This is a genomic window from Microbacterium sp. W4I4, from assembly GCF_030816235.1.
GTDB lineage: Bacteria > Actinomycetota > Actinomycetes > Actinomycetales > Microbacteriaceae > Microbacterium.
Window position 1 is genome coordinate 1,000,715 of sequence record NZ_JAUSXT010000001.1, and the last position, 15,926, is coordinate 1,016,640.

Below are 15,926 nucleotides of genomic sequence, written 5' to 3' on the forward strand. Positions count from 1 at the left end.
CTGATGCGCCGGCGCGGTTCAGTGGCGCAGCGCCTCGTGCCGGATGACCAGCCAGCCCGCCGGGACCGACAGTCGCTCCGAGTGCTGCGCGCAGAGGTCGTGGGCGTGCGGATCCCCGCCGGGACCGAGCGGGCCGAGGGCCGCCATCTGGTCGCCGTAGTCGAACGTGAGGGTGGCGACGGCCTCGCGGGCGCACGCCACCTTCGAGCAGAGCCGTTCGTCGGTGCGGAGTGAGTCATCCATCCCCTTCAGAGTAGGACGCCGGCACCCGGATGCCGGGCAGCCGCGCGGCGAGGATCCGGCCTAGACTTTCGTCATGCCCCGTCGCCGCACCGCCCGCACCGCTGTCACCCGCGGCGCGCGTCATGGCCGCCATGGGCGGCTCGGGCGCAGTGAAGTCGTGCGTCCGCCGCTGCCGCCGCTGGACGGGCGACTGGATCGCTTCGAAGTGACGGTGGGCAGCGCGGTGGAGTACCTGCGCACCTCGTGGGAGGAGCTGCGGGATGTGAGCTTCGAGATCGCGGCCATGCCGCTGCATGACCGCGAGGACGGCATCCCCCGCTGGCGTGTGGATCACGCCGCGCGACGGGTCGCCCTGTTCCGTGTGCCGATCGAGCGACTTCTGCCCAAGGGCCACGACGATGCGCTGCACCGCCGCGTCGCGATCGAGAGCGCCGTGTTCCACGCCGCGGCCGAGTACGTGGGTCGTGAGCCCTGGGAGCTGGGCTCCGAGGGTCGGGACTACTGACCTCCGCGGCCGGTCATCGCGCGACGGGTCCGCCCACGGCTCAGGGCCGCACGAGGATCGGCTGTCCGGTGGCGGTGCCCGCCCACAGGGGCCAGCTCGCGATCGCGGACGACCCCTTCTCGCCGCCCATGCCGATCGCGGCATGGACCCGCCCGTTCGGCAGCAGCGTGTGCGCTCCCGCCTTCACGGGCACGGCGGCGACACCTCCCGGAGCCAGCCGCACGCTGCGCTCGTCGGCGCCGCTCAACGCGACCGTGACCTCGGTGTCCCCCGCATTGCGCAGGAAGAGCGTGGCTGCCGGCCCTCCGGGGACGGAGAACATCGTCTCCGTGTCCGGCGTCAGCTCTGGCGCGGGAAGCATCCAGGCGAAGTCCTCCTGCGACCCCGCTCGAGCGGTCTGACGCACTCCCGCAACCACAGGAGTGCTGGCTTCGATCTCGATGTCGTACGCCCCGTCGGGGAGTCCGGCCAGGGCGATCTCGGTGGGTACGGCGGTGACCAGGTCGACCGGGTACTCGTCGACGAGCTCACCGGACGAGGCGGAGCGCACGCGCACAGTGGCGCCGCCGTCCTCGCCGGGCGCGAGGATCCGCACCACCAGGCCGTTCGCATCGTCGCCCTCGGCGACGGGTGCCGATCGGACACCCAGCAGCTGCAGATCCGTCTGTGCACCGCTGACGCCGTCCTGAACGTCGATGCCCACGGCATCCAGCGTGCGCACCAGCGTGGACTGCAGCGACGCGCGAACCGGTGCACCGGAGGATGAGACCCGGATGACCGGGCTGCGCTCACCCGCAGCGACCGATGCGAGCGGCACACCCAGCTGAGTCGCGGGCGGCACCACCACCGTCGATGCCTTGCGGGTCTCGCCGTACACGTCGAGCGCGACGGTCGCGGTGACGGCCCCCGGGTTGGAGAGCACGATGACGTCGGATGCTCCGGTCGAGACGTCTCCGCCCACGAGCCACGAGGTGAGCGAGGGCTCACGGCAGGGTGCCGCCGCGAAGCCGCTGACGTCGTCGGCGGTGATCCTCAGGGACTCGGATGCCGCGACCTGCGGCACGATGCGGTCCTTCACCTGTGCGGTGATGGACTGCGCTCCCGCACCGCCGGTCACGTCGGACATGTCCAGCTGCGCGGTCTTCGCCTCGTCGGCCGCACCGTCGAGGCGCATCCGCGGTGTGCCCGCCGAGACCATCAGGTCGGCCTGACCGGCGTCGCGTCCGAGGGCCCGGAAGGATCCGTTGCACACCAGGAGTGCGTCCGAGGGTACCGGAGTCACGGTCGTCCCGACCTGTTCGCTGTGCACGCCGGGCCAGGGCGCCGCGGTCGCCGCGATGACGCCGAAGACACAGGCGGCCGCGACGACCGCGCCGGTGGCGACTCGGGCTCCGGTCGCGGCGAGCCTGATCGTCTGCTGCTTCATCGCGCCTCCTCCGGCTCTGCATCCGTCTCGCCCGTGCTCTCGCCCGCCGAAGGAGCGTTCGCTTCCTCCGTGGACGGCGTGTCCGCGACGGCGGGGTTCGCTGCCTGCTCCGGACGGGATGCCGTGACGGTCTTCCGCGGCGTGGGCCTCGGGTCGTCCGAGGCCCGGCCGACGATGCGGAAGCGTGCACGTGCCGCCCGACGCGACGCCCGGGTCGGGATCGCGAGGAGGAGCGCGGCGAGCAGGATGATCAACTGCGCCAGTGTGATCACGCGACCGATCGCCTGATCGGCTTCGGGGACCCGGTCGCGGGACGCGATGTCGGTGTCGACGCGCCACAGCATGCCCCGGGCGGTCTCCCCCGCCTTGACGAATCCCGCCCGCTGATCGATCGCCGTGGTCGCCTCCTCGCGCATGGTTCGCGCGCGGTCCTTCTCGTGCGCGGTCCGCGCCACCAGCACGAAGCTGATCGATTCGTCGCCGAGTGCCGCGGCGGCGTCGAAGTCACGGCCCGACAGCAGATCCACTGCCGTCGAGGAGATGTCATCCCCCTGAGCCCGCGTAGCGGTGCTGAGCAGTGTGCTCTGGGCTCCGAGCGTCGCGCTCGCGCCCCACACCGCTTCGGCGGACAGCGAGCCGTCGTTGAGAGGCGTCAGCACGAGGGTCCCCCGATCGGCATCACCGCCGGCCTGTGCGGCGACGAGCGCGGGAAGAGTGCTCGTCGGTCCGTTCTGCAGCTGCGCGTGACCGGTGTGGACAGCCAGGAGCGCGGGGAAGCCGACTGCCGCGACCGTCAACCCCGCCACCAGGGCCGCACTCGCCCGCAGGGGGGCGTGCGCGACAACCGTGTCGAGTGTGACGAGGGCGGCGCCGACGATGCCGATCCAGGCGAGGCTGAGCCCCGTTCCCGGCCACACGGCGATGCCGACGCCGTCCGCGAACGACACCACGACCCCGACCGCGAACAGGGCGGTGGCAAGTCCTGCGGCGGCCGTCAGCAGCAGCGCGAATCCGGCCCGCCAGCGCGGCGACAGTGCCGACAGCAGCGCCAGCAGCACGACCGGCGCCAGCAGCAACGGCACCCAGTCGGCCACGGGGGCGCCCGCGAACCAGTCCCAGCCGGCGCGTCCGGGGGCGGGGAAGCCCATCGCGATGTCCGCGCGTCCCACGGCATCCGCAGCGACCTGCTCGAGCGGGACGACGGAACCAGGGTCCGCGAGCAGCGCCCACGGCTCCCCGGTGCGCATGCGCCTGATCACCAGCGGCGCGAACATGACCACGCTGGGGATCAGCAGCCAGAGCAGCCGGCTCGCGCCGCGCAGGCGTCCGGTGGCGGTCATGAGGACGAGCGAGAGCACCCACAGCAGCACGAAGGCCGGTGCGAGCGTCGGAGCGCAGGCCAGGGCGGCGGCGGTCAGGACGGATGCTGCTCCCGCAGCTCCCCAGGATCGATGCGCGACGACCGCGGTGTGCACCACCCAGGGCAGCAGCAGGTGCAGCAGCACAGCGGCGGGCCGCCCCTGCACGAGAGCGGTGAGGAAGGTCGGCGCGAGCGCCCAGAGCACGCCGCCCAGGATGCGCAGGCCCGCGCGGTCGGTCACGCGGGTCGCCGCGAACCATCCGCCCAGGACGGCGAGCGGAAGTGCGCCCAGCCAGAGCAGCACCAGCGCGAACGAAGGTGCGGCGGGCCACAGCGTGCCGAGTACGGCGACGACGCCCGCGAACGGGTCGGCCGGTCCGATGACGTCGAGGCCGACATCGCGCAGTCCCCAGGTGGTGTCGCCCCAGAGCGCGGTGACCGTCTGCCGAAGCGGGAGCAGCGCGCCGCCGCCGAGGGCGGGCCAGGCCAGCATCTTGCCGAACACGGCGATGCTGACGACCAGCGCAGCGAGGACCGCCCATGCTCCCCCGCCGCTGAAGAAGTTCAATTCGCTCACGGCGCCGCGCTCGCTGCCGTGGCCGTCATCGAGCCGCTGCTTCAGCTGCGTGCGCGTCACGCGCAGCGGGGTGATGTCGGACCAGGAGGCGGAGCGGAAAGCGCGGATGGCCCCGCGCGATCGCGCCAGTGCACCCAGGCTGAGCATGCTCGCGAGCGCCGCGCCCCATTCGGGCGCCACCTCCGCGGGGCGCTTGGCGATGAGATGGGTGATGGAGCGCCACAGCGCGAGCGGCAGGAGCGACAGCCAGTGCAGCGGCACGGCCGCCGCGGGAGCGTATGTCAGTCGGCGGTGCAGCTGTGCACGACGCGTGGCCCAGGCTCGTGCGACGGGGCTGCGCGGCAGGGTGGCAGGCCCGGTGGGCAGCACGGCGACGCGCGCCTTCGGCACGAGCACCATCCGGGCTCCCCCGAGCCTGGCCCTGATCCCGAGGTCGAGTCCCACATCGGCGCTTGACAACGCGATGTCCGGGCGCAGCACCCGGGGCGCCTCGCCGCGGATGAGCATGCCGCGCACGTCCGCTCCGAGGGCGTCCTCGGCGTCGTCGTGCTGGCCCTGATCCAATTCGTCCGCGGCCAGCTCGATCGAGCGGCCCCAGCGGGTCATGCTGACGCCGAGGGAGACGATCTCGCGGGCGTCGTCGTTGCGCACCAGCTTGGGCGCGGCGATCGCGGCCGACGGCGAGCGCTCCAGTGCCCCGGCCAGCAACTGCAGCGTGTTCGGTTCAGGGGCGGTGTCGTCCGCCAGGAGCCACACCGTGCTGCCCGCGGCCACCCGCGGCTGCGCGAGCGCGATCGCCTCCGCGAAGCTCGTGCCGGTGCGCGCCTCGATGATCCCCTCGACCAGATGCCCGATGCCCGGCATCCGTCTCACCCGTTCGCCGTCGCCCTGCACGATGACGGTCACCGCAGCCGGTGGCGGACTCTGCGCGCCCAGCGCCTCGAGGGTTCGGCTGAGCGGGGCGCTTCCGGATTCACCGGAGCGCGCGACGATGAGGGCGTGAACGCGTGCTGGCATGGCACCAGTCAGCCTATGCAGGCGCGTGCGCAGGGCAGGTCGCCACACCGGCGCGCCCACGAGAAACCGGCGGGGCACGGCATCCGGGAGGATGCGATGCCCCGCCGGGTCGATTCTTCGCTGTGGCTGCGGTCAGCTCGCGCGGCGCTTGAGCTTTCGTCGCTCGCGCTCGCTGAGCCCACCCCAGATCCCGAAGCGCTCGTCGTTGTTCAGCGCGTACTCGAGGCACTCGCCCCGTACATCGCAGGACGTGCAGATGCGCTTGGCATCGCGCGTCGAGCCGCCCTTCTCGGGGAAGAACGCCTCCGGGTCGGTCTGTGCACACAGTGCATCGACCTGCCACGCGAGTGCGCCATCATCCTCTGCGTCCACCCGGCGTACACCCGGTACGCCGAGATTCACCGGATCGACGAACCAATTCTCGGGAACGTCTGAGCGGTAACCCGTCATCTCGATCTCCCAACCCTGCTTGTGCCCCCCACGGGCCGTTCTTTCCCTAATTACACCCGTGTCATTCGCTCTGGTCAAGTCGCGGATGGTAAACCCTCAACACGGTATTTAAAGTTCATTGGATGCTTTCCGGCGTGTCGCCGGCACCCGGTTCCGCGATGAATACCTCGCCGACGCCCGAGAGCACCAGCTCATCGACGTCGATCGGCGCGAAGACGGCCGAGCCGACCTCCACGTCGATGGCCTCGCCGGACCTGGTCCCCACACGGATCGCACCCGCCGTGCTGAGCGCCATGCTCGGCCCGGAGACGGCGATCGAGCGCTCCCCGTCCAGCTGGATGCGGCGCAGCGCGAAGTCCGGAACCGGGATGCCGTAGGCGGTGATCTCGCCGGTCGCCGCCTGCACGGGGACCTCGCCGGGACGCGTGTCCACGATCGAGAGCAGCTCGTCGACGTCGATGTGCTTCGGGGTGAGTCCGCCGCGCAGCACGTTGTCACTGGCAGCCATGATCTCCACGCCCAGGCCCGACACATAGGCGTGCAGCAGGCCGGCGCGCAGGAAGACGGCCTCCCCCGGGCGCAGCACGACGAAGTTCATCAGCAGCGCCACCACGACGCCGGGGTCGCCTGGATTGCGCTCGGCGATGGTGCGGATGGCGGTCAGCGCCTCGGTGAAGCCATCGGCCTCGGCGCCGGCGAGGGCTCCGATCACATCGTCGACGGCATCCTGGGCGGTCCCGGAGAGCAGCCAGCCGATGGTGGCGCGCAGCGCCTCCTCCTCAGCTCCCGAAGCGAGGTGCTCACGCAGTTCCACCACGCCGGCCGCGTCCGGGAAGGCGGACAGCATCCGCAGCGTGTCGGCGACCGGTCGCAGGCCGCTGAGCGCCTCGAAGCGGTCGCTCAGCGCCACGATGAGCTCGGGCTTGTGGTTGGCGTCGCGGTAGTTGCGGGTCGGGTCTGCGGCATCCATCCCCGCTTCCCGCGCGAAGCCCTGCTGCGCCTGTTCCCTGGTGGGGTGCACCTGGATGGACAGGGGATCCGCGGCGGCGAGCAGCTTCAGCAGGTACGGCAGCGAACCGCCGGTGACCGCGTCGAGAGTTCCTCCCCCGACGACATCCGCCGGGTCGCTCGGGTGGTCCCCGAACCACACTTCGGCCTCGGGCGATGCGGACGGCCGACGACCTTCGAGCGCCGCAATCAGTGACGTCGAGCCCCACGCATAGTCCCGCGGCTCGTTGGTGATGGTGAGAAGCATGCATCAAGGCTAGCCGCGGCCGTGGACCGGCCGAGTGTCGTGCCGCCCCTCATCGGTGCGAGGGGTGCGGCGCGGTAGCCTGAACGCGATGGCCGTGTACACCAGACACCCCGTGGCGGCGCCGCCCGCCGCCCCCGCCCGCGAGACGACCGGGCATCTGATGGTGCGCGCGTACAGCGCCCTGTGCCTGTTCGCCGTCTTCGCGCACACCGCGGTGTACAACCTGGTGGGGTCCGTCGGATCCGTGGTCGTGATGGCCGCTCTGACTCTCGGAGCGCTCGGCATCTGGGTTCCCGCAATCGCAAGGAAACGTCCCACCCGGTTCCCGTGGCGGCGCCTGCCCTGGGTCGCGCTCGGGTACGGAACTCTCGCCGCCGTCTCCGCGCTGTGGTCGCGCTGGCCGAGTGCGACGGCGCTGACCTGGACGCTGATGGCGGCCGTGACCGTGGTGGCACTGCTGGTGGGCACCATGCTCTCGTGGCAGGAGATCGCGCGAGCACTTTCGACGATGCTGAAATTCATCCTCGGGACCTCCCTGCTCATGGAACTGTGGGTGGCTCTGGTGGTGCGGCATCCGATCCTGCCGAATTTCGCCGAGGTCCCCGCGGGAGAGATCGACCCGGTCAGCTACTGGGTGCGCGGCAACCTCTTCAACGGCGGCCGGATCCAGGGCGTCGTCGGGAACGCGCACGCGCTGGCGATGATGTGCCTGTTCGCCCTGATCGTCTTCGCGGTGCTGTACGCGGCGCACGTGCGACGGCGCGGGATCCTGATCGGCTGGGCTGCGCTGGCCGTCATCCTGCTGGTCAAGGCGGCTTCCACCACCGTCTACCTGGGCGTCGTGGTGATCCTGGCCGTGCTGATCGCGGCCCTCGTCGCCCGTGCGGCGCGCACCCCCTCCGCCCGGCGGAACGCCTATCTCGCGTTCATCGGCATCGGCGCCGTCGGCGCCGCCATCGCGGTCCTCCTGCGCGACCAGGTGCTTGCGCTGTTCGGCAAGGGATCCGACCTGACCGGACGGGTCGAGATCTGGCAGGCGGTGTGGGATCGGGCCATCACCCGGCCGGTCCTCGGCAACGGGTTCTCCTCGCCCTGGGTGCCCTGGGATCCTGCGTTCCAGGGTTGGATCCTCAACCACGGGATCACCGTGTTCCACGCCCACGACATGTGGCTGGACGTCTTCCTGCAGCTCGGCATCGTGGGCGTGGTGCTCATGGCGATCGCCTGGCTCGCGCTGCTCTGGCGCGCCTGGTTCTTCGCCATCGACCGGCCCCGCTGGGATCTGGATGCCGAGCGGCCCTACTCGCCGATCGCCCTGCTGCCGCTGCTGCTGACAGTCTCCCTGCTGTTCGAGGGCCTGGCCGAGTCGGCACCCATCATGCTCTGGGGCTGGCTGCTGCTGATCCTGCTGTCGTTCAAGATGAAGGCGGTCCCCCTGATCGGAGTGGGCGTCGGCGAGCGCACACCTGTCATCTCGCACGGCCCCCGGACGCGGCAGGTGCCATGAGCCCGCAGCGGTACGTGGTCTCGCTGCTGGCTTCGGCCGGGTTCGCCCGCGCGTACACGCTCGCGGGGCTGGGCGCGGTGTTCGGCACTTTCCTCATCGAACGGATGACCTCCGCGGTCACCCTGGCCACGATCGTCATCGTGCTCGCGGCGATCGGCGCAGCCGTGCTGGTCACCCGCCGCGAGGAGCTGTCGCTGCTGCGCTTCGCACCCACCTCGCTGATCGGCTTCATCGCGCTGGCGCTGGTCAGCCTGCTGTGGACGACCAGCCGCTCGGGCACGATGACCGGCTGGCTGACCCTGTTGGGCTTCACGATCATCGCGGTGACCGTCGGGCACGTGCGGGACACGCTGCAGACCGTGCGCGCCCTGGGTGACACGCTGCGCTGGCTGCTGACGATCTCGCTGGGGCTGGAACTGCTGTCGGGGGTGCTGCTGGACCTGCCGCTCACGGCGTTCGGCATCGAGGGGAACCTCGCGCTCGGCGGCCCGATCCAGGGCATCTTCGGCACACGCAACATGCTGGGGTTCGTCGCCGTCGTCGGCCTGATCACCTTCGTGATCGAATGGCGCACGCAATCGATCGACCGCGTCCTGGGGATGTACTCGGTCGCTCTGGGTGGCTTCCTGGCGCTGCTCTCCGCGTCTCCCTCAGTCGTCGTCCTGGCTGCGGCGGTCGGCGTCGCGACCACCGCACTCACGATCGTCCGCCACGCGCCTGCGCACCGCAGGGTGGCGGTGCAGTGGATCCTCGGTGCCCTGGTCGCCGTCGCGCTGGGGGTGGCGTTCGCGTTGCGCCATCTCATCATCCGGCTTCTGGATGCCGGCTCGGACTTCTCGACGCGCGCCGATCTGTGGAATGTGATCCTGGACTACGTCGCTCAGCGGTCGGCCACCGGGTACGGCTGGTTCGGCTCCTGGGCCGGCGGCCAGTACCCGGTTCCTTACATCAACTATCAGCTCTCCGATCATCACCAGTCGGCGCTGAACGCGTACTTCGACGTGCTGCTGCAGCTCGGCTGGTTGGGACTCGCCCTGTTCCTGCTGCTCGGCGGCGTCGCGACCGTGCGCTCCTGGCTGGTCGCGAGCGTCCGGCGATCGGTCGTCTACGCCTGGACTCCGCTGCTGCTGGTCACGCTAGCGGTGGAGTCGATGTTCGAGAGCTTCACGCTCACCGGCGCCGGGTGGGTGCTGCTGGTGCTGTGCGCTCTGCGCGCCGGGCAGACACGATCGTGGCGCCAGAACATCGACGACGCGCAGACCGGGACGATCCCGACGCTGGGGCCGCAGGGGTAGTTCTTCCCAGGCTCTTCCATGACCTCACGGTAGGCTTGTCCTCCGTGACCCACGTGCTACAGAACGTCGTCTTCCCGCTCGAGAGAGACCCAGACCTGCTTCCGCTGTACGCCGACCCTGAAACGTGGTCGGTTATCGATGAGCAGCCCGTTCGCGTTTCAAATCGTGCTCATCTGGGGAACATTCTCGACCGGCATCGCGCGCGCATAGCCCCTGGCCGCAGGGTGTCGTTCGGCGCCTATTTCAATGCGTTTCCCGCCTCGTACTGGCAGCACTGGACAGACGTCCGAGCCATCGATCTCGCAGTGCGGACCGAGGGGACGGCTACTGTCCTCGTATACCGTTCCAACGGTGGCGGCGTCAAACAGCGGATCGCGACACGCGAGGTGAGTGGCGAGTCTGAGATATCCTTCGCCTTGGCACTGGACCAATACAACGATGGTGGTTGGATTTGGTTTGACATCGTGGCCGACGAACGGGCCGTGACGTTCCTTGGGGCGGAATGGACCACTGATCAGGCCCCCGTCCGTTCGGGCAAGGCGTCGCTTGGCATAACCACATACAACAAACCTGACTACTGCGTCGATACGCTTCAGGCGCTCGCGAATGCTCCCGAAGCGCTTGAGTTGGTCGATAAGATCTTTATTGTCGACCAAGGAACACAGCTCGTTTCTGAGCAAGACGGCTATGAAGAGGTCTCGACCGCGCTTGGAGAAATGCTCCAGGTGATTCGTCAGCCAAACCTCGGTGGCTCTGGCGGATTCGCCAGAGCCATGGTGGAGACACTCTCGAGCCCGGAGAGTGATTTCGTTCAACTGCTGGATGACGACATTCGGCTGGAGCCCGAATCGCTGCGGCGCTCGATCACGTTCGGAAGATATGCGACCACGCCCACGCTGGTGGGCGCCCATATGTTTGACCTGCTCGACCGGACCAAGCTCCATGCCTGGGCTGAAGTCGTCGACGAGGAACCATTCATGTGGCGAAACCTCTTCCAGGAGCACATGCCACATGACTTCTCGGTAATAAATCTGCGGCAGGACCCGACTTTGCACATCCGCATGGACGCAGACTATAACGGCTGGTGGATGTGTCTAATACCCGTCGAAGTTATACGCGAGGTCGGTCTTTCATTGCCTGCGTTCATTAAATGGGACGATGCAGAATTCTGCTTGCGCGCCGGGCGAGCCGGGTTCCCTACCGTCTCGCTACCAGGTGCGGCACTTTGGCACGTGTCCTGGGTAGGCAAAGATGATGCAATCGATTGGCAGGCCTATTTCCACGCTCGAAACCGAATAGTCGCTGCATTGCTTCACTCCGACGCTAGGCATGGCGGGACGCTCATTAGACACAGTCGGCGTGTAGATCTGAAACATCTCATGATGATGCAGTATTACCCTGCTGCATTGCGCATTCAGGCGTTGAAGGATGTGCTCTCGGGCCCGCAGCACATGAGTTCCAACATCGGTACAGCAATGCCGCGAGCTCGCGCGATGGCTTCCGGCTTCCCAGAGACAGTGATCCACAAGGACACCGGTGCGCCCGTCCGCTCATGGCGCGGGCGACAGGTCTTCAAACGACTTAAAGCTCACACATACGACAGCCCGACCGGGCTCGCACTGCGGTGGTTTACTGCGTCGACTTTGTTCAACCATTGGTTCCACTCTCCGCTTCCCGCCAATGTCGAACGACCCGAGGTCGAATTCGGCAAGGGCGACGCGAACTGGTGGCGAGTGCCCCTCTACGACAGCGCGCTGGTCAGCGCCGCAGATGGATCAGGAAAGAATGTGTTCGTCCGGGACCGCGTCAAGTTCCGGTCGTTGCTCACGCAGTCGGTGCGCTTGCACGCACGTCTACGAAGGAACTGGAGAAGCTTGCAGGCGCAGTATCGGGCTGCTCTGCCCGAGATGGTGTCAGAGGAGAACTGGCGTCAGATTATCCAGGGTGACAAATGAAGTCCGCTGATTTCGACCCCGCCTCGGCGGCGATCGTGATCGTCACCTTCAACCGCTCGCATCTGCTGAGCGGACTGCTCACCAGCATCCGCTCCATGGATCCGAAGCCCGGACGCGTCGTCGTGATCGACAACGCCTCCGCCGATGACACCACCGCGGTCGTCGAGTCGTTCCGTGCGGACATCGGCACCGAGATCGTGTACCGGCGATTGGAGACGAACACCGGCGGCTCCGGTGGATTCAGCGAGGGGATGCGGACGGCGTACGACCTGGGTGCGGAGTGGATCTGGATGATGGACGACGACGTCGAGGTGCTCCCCGACGGTCTCGCCAGGATGGGCAGCTGGTCGCACCGCTTCAAGAGCATCCAGGGCCGCCGCTACGACTACGACGGCAGCGAGTTCTACTGGCAGTACCGCGTCGCCGACCGCATGGGTATCCCGATCCCGTTCGCGCCGTCGAAGTTCGACGCGTCCGGCTTCAAGGAGATGAACAGCGGATGCTTCGAGGGCATGTTCATCCACCGTTCGATCGTGCAGCAGATCGGCCTGCCCGACCCGCGGTTCTTCATCTACTGGGATGACCAGATGTACGGATGGCTGGCCTCGCGCCTGACCACCGCCGTGATCGTCGACGAGTTCGTGCTGCGACGCACCCGCGAGATCAAGCAGTGGGACATGGGCATCCGGCATATGAACGCCTCCAGCAACGCGTACCGCTACTACATCATGCGCAATCGCGGGTTCATCAAGCAGTACTACCGCGTGCACGATGCGTACAGTCCTGTGCTGTTCGGGCTCGGAACGACCGCCACGTTCTTCAAGGAGCTCATCCGGCTGGTCTTCGTCGAGCGCACCGCGCGCGGCACCAGCAACCTGTTCCGTGGTCTCCGCGACGGCGGGAAGATCGGACGCGACCGCAGCTGGCAGCCTATGCCGGCGCTCGAGGCATGATGAGCGAGCCGCAGCCCGAATACGTCTGGGCCTATTCGGACGAGAAGCCCAAGCGCGGCCGGGTATGGCTGATCGTCATCCTCGCCGTGGCGGCGGTGGCGATCGCCGCGGTTCTGTTCTGGATCTTCATCCGACCCGCGCTTCCCGCTGCGGTGGAGACGCCCGTTCCGACCGCCTCGGCATCTGACGGCACGTCACCATCGGCCACTCCGTCCCCGACTCCCACCGCCACTCCGACCCCCACGGCGACGCCGACTTCCGTCCCGACGACGCAGCCGACGGCAACCGCACCGCCGAAGCCGGTGGATCCGAGCGTGGCGACTTTCCGCCAGAAGGTCACGCCGGTGCTGAACGATGCTCAGCGGGGCCTCCAGTACGCCGGCGACTCCGACCCGCAGGAAGCCGCGCAGAACGTGGGCTTCCTGCAGGAGGATGCCGGTCGCATGGCGGACTACGTCGCACCGAGTTCGATCTCCGCCACGTGGAACTCGAGGCTGGATGATTACGCTCGTTCGCTGCAGACTCTGCGAACCGCGTACGACAACGGCGGTTCGGCTGACAGCGAGCTCGCCGCGGCCAACTCGGCACTCGCAGCGTTGACCAAGGTCGTCGGCTGAGCCGACGATCACTCAGGGAGTGTTGTAGTCGGCGTTGTAGCGGTCGAGCACGTCTTTGATGGGCGCGTCCAGTACGAGCGCCCCCTTGTCGAGGTACAGCCCGCGAGTGCAGAAGCGACGCAGGTCGCGCTCGTTGTGGCTGACGAAGAACAGCGTGCGTCCGTCCGCCAGCAGCTCGTCGATGCGCTTGTAGCACTTGTCGCGGAAAGCCTTGTCACCGACGGCCAGCACCTCGTCCACGAGCAGGATCGGCTCGTCGAGCTGCGAGACGACCGAGAACGCCAGCCGCACCTTCATGCCGTTCGAGAGGTGCTTGTAGGGGGTGTCCTCGAAGCCTGCGAGCTCCGCGAACGCGATGATGTCGTCGTAACGCGCCGCGACCTCGGCGCGTGACATCCCGTGCAGCCCGGCCGTCATCTTGACGTTCTCCCGCACCGTGAGATCTCCGACGAAGCCGCCCGTCAGCTCGATGAGGGGCGCCACCCCACCGTGCACCTCGACGTCGCCCTCGTCGGCGAGCAGGACTCCTGCGACGAGCCTGAGCAGCGTGGACTTGCCCTGGCCGTTGCGGCCGACCACGCCGATGGACTCCCCCGGCTGCACCGAGAAGCTCACGTCTCGAAGCGCCCAGAACTCTCCCGGCCGCGACCTACGGGATGCACCGGCGAACAGGTCCTTGAAGCTGCGGCTTCCGCGCCGGTTGCGGCGGAAGTGCACGCCCAGACCCTTCACCTCGATCGCTGTCGGCATCACAGCTCCTTCAGGACGGGTCGTTCGAGTTTCCGGAAGACCCAGACGCCGAGAGCCAGGATCAGCAGGCTCATGACGGCGCTGATGACGACCGTCCAGGTGTGCCATTGGTCGGGGAAGAACGCCATCCGATACAGCGTGAAGATTCCCGCCAGCGGGTTGAAGGCTCCGAGCGTCTCGAACACGCCGGGCAGATTCGAGACGTTGTAGATGATCGGGGTGGCGTAGAACAGCGCGCGCAGGATGAGACCGGTGGTGCGCTCGAGGTCGGCGTACAGCGCGCACAGTGGCGCGACCAGCAGACCCAGGCCGACCAGCAGGATGGTCTGCAGAAGGATCGCCACCGGGAGCCAGAGGATTCCCCAGCCGATCTGAGCACGCTGGGCGGCGTCCGTCTCGGTCAACAGGTTGATGACGACGAAGATGACCAGCACCGGCATCGAGAACAGGAACTCGATACCCTTGCTCAGCACGATGCGCGTCACCCAGATGGACCTCGGGATGGCCGTGGATCGCACCAGCCGGGAATCGCGTTTGAAGGCCTTCGTGAAGTCCGAGACCGCGGAGTTGAACCACACCCAGGGCAGCAGACCACTGATGAGGAAGACGATGTAGGGATCCTCGCCCACATCGCGGTGGAACACCCGGGTGAACACGAACCAGTAGATCGCACTCATCACCAGTGGATCGAGCACCGACCACAGATAGCCGAGCATGCTCGTGGAGTAGCGCACCTTCAGATCCCGCGCCGACAGCAGCCACAGCGAATGCGCGTAGCGCTGAGGCGTGCCGGGCTCACCGACTGAAGTCCTGCTCATGTGCGTGTCAGTCGTCCTGGCCGGCGAGGTCGTTGCGCCACATGGACAGCGCCGAGCCGATGGCCATGTGCATGTCCAGGTACTGGTACGTGCCCAGGCGTCCGCCGAAGTGCACGTCCTGCTCGCCCTTCGCGAGCTCCCGGTAGGCCAGCAGGCCGTCGCGGTCAGCCGAGGTGTTCACCGGGTAGTAGGGCTCGTCGTCCCGGTTCGCGAAACGCGAGAACTCCCGCATGATGACGGTCTTGTCCTGAGCGAAGATCTCCTTGCGCTCGGGATGGAAGTGCTTGAACTCGTGGATGCGGGTGAACGGCACGTCCAGGTCGGGGTAGTTCATGACGCTGGTGCCCTGGAAGTCGGAGGTGTCGAGCACCTCCTGCTCGAAGTCGAGCGTGCGCCAGCTGAGCGCGCCTTCCGCATAGTCGAAGTAGCGATCGACGGGACCCGTGTAGATGATCGGCAGCTGCCCGACCGTCGCCTGCCTGTTCAGCGGCTGCGACTCGTCGAAGTAGTCGACGCCGAGCTTCACCTCGATGTTCGGGTGGTCGGCCATCCGCTCCAGCCACGCGGTGTAGCCGTCGGTGGGCAGGCCCTCCCAGGTGTCGTTGAAGTAGCGGTTGTCGTACGTGTACCGCACGGGAAGGCGGCTGACGATGTCGCCGGAGAGCTTGTGCGGGTCGGTCTGCCACTGCTTGGCCGTGTAGTCGCGGAAGAACGCCTCGAACAGCGGGCGTCCGACCAGGGCGATGCCCTTCTCCTCGAAGTTCTGGGCGGTCTTGACGTCGAACTCGCCCGCCTGCTCCTTGATGAGCGCGCGCGCTTCGCTCGGCGAGTACGCAGCCTGGAAGAACTGGTTGATCGTGCCGAGGTTCACCGGCATCGGGTACACGACATCCTTGTGATGCGTGTAGACCCGGTGCACGTAGCTCGTGAACGTCGTGAACCGGTTCACGTACTCCCACACCGTCGGGTTGGACGTGTGGAACAGGTGCGCACCGTAGCGGTGCACCTCGATCCCGGTCTCGGGCTCCGCTTCGCTGTAGGCGTTGCCTCCGATGTGCGAGCGACGGTCGATGACTGTCACCTTGCGCCCGGCTGCTGCCGCGCGCTCGGCGATGGTGAGGCCGAAGAAGCCCGACCCGACTACGAGAAGATCCATGACTCAATCGTATCGGCGAGAAGCTGTGAGACTCGGCCGCCC

At 67.8% G+C, this 15,926-nt stretch carries 14 protein-coding genes; 6 read left to right on the top strand and 8 right to left on the bottom strand.

Annotated features, from left to right (window positions below; translation table 11 throughout):
* Positions 1-18 precede the first annotated feature (18 nt).
* Entirely contained in the window at positions 19-243 is a 225-nt protein-coding gene (locus QF046_RS04790; protein ID WP_307366762.1) for a DUF3499 family protein, read from the bottom strand.
* Positions 244-316: 73 nt separating this feature from the next.
* Between QF046_RS04790 and QF046_RS04795 the strand changes: the two genes are divergently transcribed.
* A complete protein-coding gene (locus tag QF046_RS04795; protein ID WP_307366764.1) occupies positions 317-748 on the top strand; it encodes a hypothetical protein in 432 nt (143 codons plus the stop codon).
* Between the two features lie 40 nt (positions 749-788).
* Here QF046_RS04795 and QF046_RS04800 read toward each other — a convergent pair whose 3' ends face one another.
* From QF046_RS04800 to manA, 4 genes are all read right to left on the bottom strand, one after another.
* Positions 789-2,174 carry a DUF5719 family protein gene (locus QF046_RS04800; RefSeq protein ID WP_307366766.1) on the bottom strand — a complete coding sequence of 462 codons (1,386 nt, stop codon included), beginning with the start codon at positions 2,172-2,174 and terminating at the stop codon, positions 789-791.
* Entirely contained in the window at positions 2,171-5,128 is a 2,958-nt protein-coding gene (locus QF046_RS04805) for a glycosyltransferase (RefSeq protein WP_307366769.1), read from the bottom strand. The genes QF046_RS04800 and QF046_RS04805 overlap by 4 nt, the downstream gene beginning before the upstream one ends.
* A 132-nt stretch (positions 5,129-5,260) precedes the next feature.
* A complete protein-coding gene (locus tag QF046_RS04810; RefSeq protein ID WP_307366771.1) occupies positions 5,261-5,578 on the bottom strand; it encodes a WhiB family transcriptional regulator in 318 nt (105 codons plus the stop codon).
* A gap of 115 nt (positions 5,579-5,693) precedes the next feature.
* Entirely contained in the window at positions 5,694-6,833 is a 1,140-nt protein-coding gene (manA, locus tag QF046_RS04815; protein ID WP_307366773.1) for a mannose-6-phosphate isomerase, class I, read from the bottom strand.
* A gap of 88 nt (positions 6,834-6,921) precedes the next feature.
* Between manA and QF046_RS04820 the strand changes: the two genes are divergently transcribed.
* The 5 genes from QF046_RS04820 to QF046_RS04840 are packed head-to-tail and all read left to right on the top strand — an operon-like array spanning position 6,922 to position 13,160.
* Complete coding sequence (locus QF046_RS04820) at positions 6,922-8,340, top strand: O-antigen ligase (protein ID WP_307366775.1); 1,419 nt, start codon at positions 6,922-6,924, stop codon at positions 8,338-8,340.
* Positions 8,337-9,635: an O-antigen ligase family protein gene (locus QF046_RS04825; protein ID WP_307366777.1), complete on the top strand. Its 1,299-nt coding sequence runs from the start codon at positions 8,337-8,339 to the stop codon at positions 9,633-9,635. Before QF046_RS04820 ends, QF046_RS04825 begins: the two co-directional genes overlap by 4 nt.
* Positions 9,636-9,679: 44 nt before the next feature.
* Positions 9,680-11,590, top strand: coding sequence for a glycosyltransferase (locus tag QF046_RS04830; protein ID WP_307366779.1), 1,911 nt, complete (start codon positions 9,680-9,682; stop codon positions 11,588-11,590).
* Positions 11,587-12,543 (top strand): glycosyltransferase, encoded by a 957-nt coding sequence (locus tag QF046_RS04835; protein ID WP_307366781.1) that lies wholly within the window; start codon positions 11,587-11,589, stop codon positions 12,541-12,543. Before QF046_RS04830 ends, QF046_RS04835 begins: the two co-directional genes overlap by 4 nt.
* The gene (locus tag QF046_RS04840; protein WP_307366783.1) at positions 12,540-13,160 is read left to right on the top strand and encodes a hypothetical protein; all 621 of its coding nucleotides are present in this window, start codon (positions 12,540-12,542) and stop codon (positions 13,158-13,160) included. The genes QF046_RS04835 and QF046_RS04840 overlap by 4 nt, the downstream gene beginning before the upstream one ends.
* Positions 13,161-13,172: 12 nt before the next feature.
* On the opposite strand, the gene QF046_RS04845 is transcribed toward QF046_RS04840, so the two are convergent.
* From QF046_RS04845 to glf, 3 genes are read right to left on the bottom strand one after another with little or no spacing between them, the layout of a single operon-like run.
* Entirely contained in the window at positions 13,173-13,910 is a 738-nt protein-coding gene (locus QF046_RS04845) for an ABC transporter ATP-binding protein (RefSeq protein ID WP_307366785.1), read from the bottom strand.
* Positions 13,910-14,728, bottom strand: a complete 819-nt coding sequence (locus QF046_RS04850; protein ID WP_307366787.1) for an ABC transporter permease — start codon at positions 14,726-14,728, stop codon at positions 13,910-13,912. The genes QF046_RS04845 and QF046_RS04850 overlap by 1 nt, the downstream gene beginning before the upstream one ends.
* Positions 14,729-14,735: 7 nt before the next feature.
* The gene (gene glf, locus QF046_RS04855) at positions 14,736-15,884 is read right to left on the bottom strand and encodes a UDP-galactopyranose mutase (RefSeq protein ID WP_307366789.1); all 1,149 of its coding nucleotides are present in this window, start codon (positions 15,882-15,884) and stop codon (positions 14,736-14,738) included.
* Positions 15,885-15,926 lie beyond the last annotated feature (42 nt).

Coding starts and splice junctions, on each gene's coding strand:
- QF046_RS04790 (WP_307366762.1), bottom strand. CDS start 243: ATGGATGACTCACTCCGCACCGACGAACGGCTCTGCTCGAAGGTGGCG.
- QF046_RS04795 (WP_307366764.1), top strand. CDS start 317: ATGCCCCGTCGCCGCACCGCCCGCACCGCTGTCACCCGCGGCGCGCGT.
- QF046_RS04800 (WP_307366766.1), bottom strand. CDS start 2,174: ATGAAGCAGCAGACGATCAGGCTCGCCGCGACCGGAGCCCGAGTCGCC.
- QF046_RS04805 (WP_307366769.1), bottom strand. CDS start 5,128: ATGCCAGCACGCGTTCACGCCCTCATCGTCGCGCGCTCCGGTGAATCC.
- QF046_RS04810 (WP_307366771.1), bottom strand. CDS start 5,578: ATGACGGGTTACCGCTCAGACGTTCCCGAGAATTGGTTCGTCGATCCG.
- manA (WP_307366773.1), bottom strand. CDS start 6,833: ATGCTTCTCACCATCACCAACGAGCCGCGGGACTATGCGTGGGGCTCG.
- QF046_RS04820 (WP_307366775.1), top strand. CDS start 6,922: ATGGCCGTGTACACCAGACACCCCGTGGCGGCGCCGCCCGCCGCCCCC.
- QF046_RS04825 (WP_307366777.1), top strand. CDS start 8,337: ATGAGCCCGCAGCGGTACGTGGTCTCGCTGCTGGCTTCGGCCGGGTTC.
- QF046_RS04835 (WP_307366781.1), top strand. CDS start 11,587: ATGAAGTCCGCTGATTTCGACCCCGCCTCGGCGGCGATCGTGATCGTC.
- QF046_RS04840 (WP_307366783.1), top strand. CDS start 12,540: ATGATGAGCGAGCCGCAGCCCGAATACGTCTGGGCCTATTCGGACGAG.
- QF046_RS04845 (WP_307366785.1), bottom strand. CDS start 13,910: ATGCCGACAGCGATCGAGGTGAAGGGTCTGGGCGTGCACTTCCGCCGC.
- QF046_RS04850 (WP_307366787.1), bottom strand. CDS start 14,728: ATGAGCAGGACTTCAGTCGGTGAGCCCGGCACGCCTCAGCGCTACGCG.
- glf (WP_307366789.1), bottom strand. CDS start 15,884: ATGGATCTTCTCGTAGTCGGGTCGGGCTTCTTCGGCCTCACCATCGCC.